We start from the raw sequence: 2,447 nt of genomic DNA, 5'->3' as shown, positions 1-2,447 counted from the left end.
CACTTCTACTATATAAAAAATAGCAGTACAGACCAATGCCTTGATCTGTACTGCTAATCTTAGTATGTTTTGTGTCCTAATTATTGACTCAAATCCAATTTATCATGTTCTTGCACTGTTAGGAATAGAAGCCATATTCACAGGGATTCGACCTGATTTAGCGACAACAATTTTAAATGCTAATATTAACTTTTCTTCTTTGAAAACGTTCGCTACCGTACAGCAAGCTATACTTAGTAACTTTACACATTAAATAAATAAAAATTATCGAGAGAGAAAGGGATTTTTCAATCTATAAGAGAATATATAATTGTAAGCGTATACATTTTGTTTATAGGAGGTAGTCTAATGTCTCTTTCGAACGAACTGTCTTATCTGTCTGTTGCAGAGTTGAAAACAAAAATAGCAAGTAGAGAGTTATCCCCTGTTGATATTATAGAAGGAGTTATTGGCAGGATTGAAGAAAGGAATGAAAGTTTAAATGCCTTTGTCCATTTAGATTTTGAGGGGGCAAGACAGCGGGCGAAGAAAGCCGAGGATCAGCTGATGTCAGGGGAAGAGGTTGGCATTATGCACGGAATCCCAACAGCATTAAAAGATTTATTCGACTTCAAGCCGGGCTGGCCTTCTACTTTTGGCGGAATTCCTGCATTGAAGGATTTCATTGCTGATTTCTATTGCGTATATGCAGAGCGGATGGAACAGAAGGGTGCTATCCTGGTAGGGAAGACAAATAGTCCTGTAATGGGATTCAGGGGAACATGTGACAATTATTTATTTGGCCCGTCGCGAAATCCATTTAATCTGGCGAAAAATACAGGTGGTTCTTCAGGCGGTAGCGCTGCAGCGGTAGCAGATGGACTGCTTCCTGTGGCCGAAGGAACAGATGGCGGCGGATCAATCCGCATTCCTGCTGCTTGGTGCGGCCTGTATGGCTACAAAGCTTCGTTTGGGCGTATTCCCTTTGTTGCAAGGCCGAACGCATTTGGAGGATTGAACCCATTTTTATTTGAAGGAACTCTGACTCGAAATGTAGAAGATGCAGCCATTGGCTTAACAGCCTTAGCGGGTTATGACTCGAGAGACCCGTTCAGTATAGATGACAAAGTAAATTATATGGGAGCCTTAAGCAAGTCAGTAAAGGGAATGAAAATTGCGTATAGTCCGGATTTTGATGTTTTCCCAGTGGATAAACAGGTGGCAGAAGTCGTCAGAAATGCTGTGAAGGTATTTGAACAAGCTGGTGCCCATGTAGAGGAAGTGAAATTTGGCATTACTAGGGACCAACGTGAACTAAGCGATTTGTGGAGCAGATTGATCTTGCCATCGAATATTGATACACTTGAGAATTTTAAAGCGCAGGGCATCGATATTTTGAAGGACCATAAGGGCGATCTTCCTCCACAGTATATCGAATGGCTCGAAAAGGGCTATAAATTGAACGTGCTAGATATGAATAGAGACCAGCATATGCGAACTGAGATTTACGATTCTATTCAAAATGTACTTGAACAATACGATTTAATTATTACCCCTACCGTCGCATCTTTGCCGGTAGATAACACTAATGACGGTAATACAATGGGACCGACACAAATTAATGGAGTCGAGGTTGACCCGCTAATCGGCTGGTGTTTGACATACTTCACAAACTTTACTGGCCATCCATCAGCATCCATTCCAGCCGGGCTTTCAAAAGAGAACCTGCCAATCGGAATGCAAATTATCGGAAGAAGATATGCTGATACCGATGTACTAGCTGCCAGTGCGGTGTTTGAAAGAATGAAGCCTTGGAATAGTATCTATGATATTTGTAAAAATAGAGACATATCCAATTTTATTGCAAATTAAAACAGGTTAAGAATGTGTAACAGGGATATCTCACATAAATTTCATTTAGTTAGTCTGTGGCTGCAAGCAAAAAATGGTATCGTTTGTCGATACCATTCAGCTTGGAGACAAAGTCCGCCAAATCTACAAACTTTTTTGAAGCCATGTCCAGCCTAAGCTATCAAACACCACAAGCTGTTGAAGACCAGGCTAGAAGATCTGCTTAAGACTTAACTTATTTGTGTCCAAATTATTGACTCAAATCCACACTGTACAGGACGTGAAAGTCTCCTTAAATGCTTATAAGAAATCAATTAAAGTGGAAGCTCCTGAGGAAGGATATAAGGCGGGAGAAACGTATACCATTTATGTAGAAAAAGCAGTAAAATCAGCTTCAGGTAAAGAATTAAAGCAGTCTGTAAAGATGCAGTTTACGGTTGCGAGTAATAATTAATGATGAAAAAGAAAGGGCTTAGGCTCTTTCTTTTTTTATTTTACAGAGTTAATGAGAAAACCAAATAAGGATGTGAAATTGTTATCCATATAAACGCATACAAAAGCAGGTATTATAGAAGCCAAGCGGGAAGCGGATAGACTATGAATGGAAAGCCTTCAGA

General features: G+C 40.0%; 2 protein-coding genes. Both read left to right on the top strand.

Annotated features, from left to right (window positions below):
• Positions 1-348 precede the first annotated feature (348 nt).
• Complete coding sequence (locus NLX67_RS22485) at positions 349-1,851, top strand: amidase (RefSeq protein WP_254313624.1); 1,503 nt, start codon at positions 349-351, stop codon at positions 1,849-1,851.
• Between the two features lie 232 nt (positions 1,852-2,083).
• Positions 2,084-2,284, top strand: coding sequence for a hypothetical protein (locus tag NLX67_RS22480; RefSeq protein ID WP_254313623.1), 201 nt, complete (start codon positions 2,084-2,086; stop codon positions 2,282-2,284).
• Positions 2,285-2,447 lie beyond the last annotated feature (163 nt).

The organism is Domibacillus sp. A3M-37, from assembly GCF_024213455.1.
Lineage (GTDB): Bacteria > Bacillota > Bacilli > Bacillales > Domibacillaceae > Domibacillus > Domibacillus tundrae.
The sequence above is the reverse complement of the archived record's forward strand: the minus strand, read 5'-3'. Positions and strand labels throughout refer to the sequence as shown.